At 67.3% G+C, this 2,104-nt stretch carries 3 protein-coding genes; all 3 read right to left on the bottom strand.

Annotation, left to right across the window (positions count from 1 at the left end):
* Positions 1 to 313, bottom strand: a 313-nt coding sequence (locus FJY88_13825; protein MBM3288405.1) for an aminopeptidase, incomplete at its 3' end; no start/stop codon positions are given.
* A gap of 95 nt (positions 314 to 408) precedes the next feature.
* Positions 409 to 1,614, bottom strand: coding sequence for a colanic acid biosynthesis glycosyltransferase WcaL (locus FJY88_13820; GenBank protein ID MBM3288404.1), 1,206 nt, complete (start codon positions 1,612 to 1,614; stop codon positions 409 to 411).
* Positions 1,611 to 2,102, bottom strand: coding sequence for a glycosyltransferase (locus FJY88_13815; protein ID MBM3288403.1), 492 nt, complete (start codon positions 2,100 to 2,102; stop codon positions 1,611 to 1,613). The genes FJY88_13820 and FJY88_13815 overlap by 4 nt, the downstream gene beginning before the upstream one ends.
* Between the last annotated feature and the right edge of the window lie 2 nt (positions 2,103 to 2,104).

Here is a 2,104-nt window from a genome sequence, read left to right as displayed (position 1 = left end):
CGGAAAGCTCCATCGTGTTCCCGGTCCCCCTGATCCCGATGTAGCAGTTCATGTCGCGCATCCGATAGAGGTCGTACTTTGCCTGGGCCTTGATCTGCTCCTCCGTGGCATCGAGAAGGAACCGGCGATGGATGCGGTCGTGCCGGATGTTGTGATAGACGTGCGCCCCCTTCGCCACCGCCGCGTGCGTGATCTCGTGCACGAGGTCGAGGGCGTCGAAGCCGACGGTCTCGATGAGGAGCTTCTCCCCCTCCTTGATCTCGCAGGAGTAGTCCACGAGCAGCTTGGCCAGCTTGGTGTTTCTCGGATCCACGGCACTCCCCTCCTTCCACCCGTCTACGGGCGAACCGGTTCTTCCCTCAGGCGCCCGATCCCGGACCCCGGAGCATTGTAGCCTCAAACACTGCTTCAGGGAGAGACGGTTCTCGAGGGCACGCCGGCGCGCCGAATCGCTTCCTCATACAGGGCCGCCATCCGCGCGCCCTGCGTTCCGATCTCGTACTCGCGCCCGACATGCTCGCGGCCCGCGCGCCCCATGACCGGCCATTCCTCAGGATGGGCGAGGAGATGGTCGAGGTTCGACGCCAACGCCTCCACGTCCCTCTCGGGAGCGAGGAGCGCCGAGCGTCCGGGCACAGTCGTCTCCGGGATGTCGCAGTGCGTCGTCGCGAGGATCGGCAGACCGGAAGCCTGAGCATCCAGGAGGCAGACCGGCGCGCCCCCCTCGCAATCCCCATCCACGGCGGTGACGCTCGGGGAGAGAAGGAAGTGCGCCTTGCCCAGCTCGTCGATGTAGGACGGGTAGTCGAGGTAGCCGAGCAGATCGACCTTTCCCTTGAGATCCGGCCTCGCAATCCTCTCCGCGATCTGCGGGCGCATCGGTCCATCCCCGATGACGCGGATCCGCAGTCCCGGCCATCGGGACGCGACGCGCGCGACCGCCTCGAGGGCGTAGGGGATTCCCTTCTTCTCGCGGAAGCTCGCGGCGATCAAGCCGATGACGTTTCCATCCCGAGGCCAGAGACGCTCGGCGAAGCCGATCCGATCGAGGTCCACGCCGAGATGGACGACCCGGATCTTCTCTCTGGGGCATCCAATCCCGGCGAGAAGCCCCGCCATGTGCGAGCCTTCCGCGATGAAGAGATCGCCCTCTCGGAAGAGGCGCTTGTACAAGGCCCGCCAGTACGCCTTCCGCGGAATCATGGAGGCGTCCCGCCCATAGAAGGATGTGATGAAGGGAACGCCCAGGGCTCGCCGCAGCCCGATCGCCCGCGCCCCTTCCCATCCGAGGTGGGCATGCACGAGCCGGACGCGCTCCGCTCGCCCCGCCTCGCGATAGGGCCCGATCGGGAACCGGCCCATCAGATACTTCGACAGCGCGAAGGAGAGCCGGGCCGCGACTCCCCTACCGGCCGAGAAGTCATAGACCGGCTGAAACGGAAAGACATCGAGGTTCTCCGTCGCCTGCGTCATGACGACGGCGCGGAAGCGCGGATTCCCCGAGACCTGTGCATGGATCCAGGAGCCGGTCGCGAAGAGATAGGGAGTCACCAGGTGCGCGACGGCGGGCCGAGGGTCGCTCGGGGCTTCGGCACGCGCCTCGATCGCCTTCATCGCCGCGCGCCTCCGATTACATCCAGAAGAATCGCGATCTCCTGATCCATCCTCGCCGGCGGATCGAGCAGCAGGCTGCGGATGTGCGCCCGCGCCTCCCGGCCGAGGCGGTCCCGGCGCTCGTGATCGTCCAGGAGATCCGCGAGCAGATCGCCGAGGCCGGAGACCCCGCCCGCGGGAACGAGGACGCCCGTCCTCTCGGGGATGATCACCTCCCTGGTCGTCCCCGTGTCGAGCGCGACGACGCACCGCTCGCAGGCCATGGCCTCGAAGACGGGATTGCTGGCGTTCGTGCGGTCGAGGAGCGACAGGATGATCGAGGCCGATCGAAACCAGGAAGGCAGCTCGCGATTGGCGACCGCGCCCGGGAATCGAACCGACCTCGCCACCCCGAGCCTCTCCGCCGCCTTCTCCAGACGGCGCCTCTCGGAACCCTCGCCGAGCAGAACGGCAACGGCGGAAGGCACGCGCCGGAGCAGCGCGGGCATCA

It is taken from the genome of Candidatus Eisenbacteria bacterium, from assembly GCA_016867495.1.
Taxonomy (GTDB): domain Bacteria; phylum Eisenbacteria; class RBG-16-71-46; order CAIMUX01; family VGJL01; genus VGJL01.
Note: the sequence above shows the minus strand (reverse complement) of the source record. Positions and strands in the feature narration are given on the sequence as shown.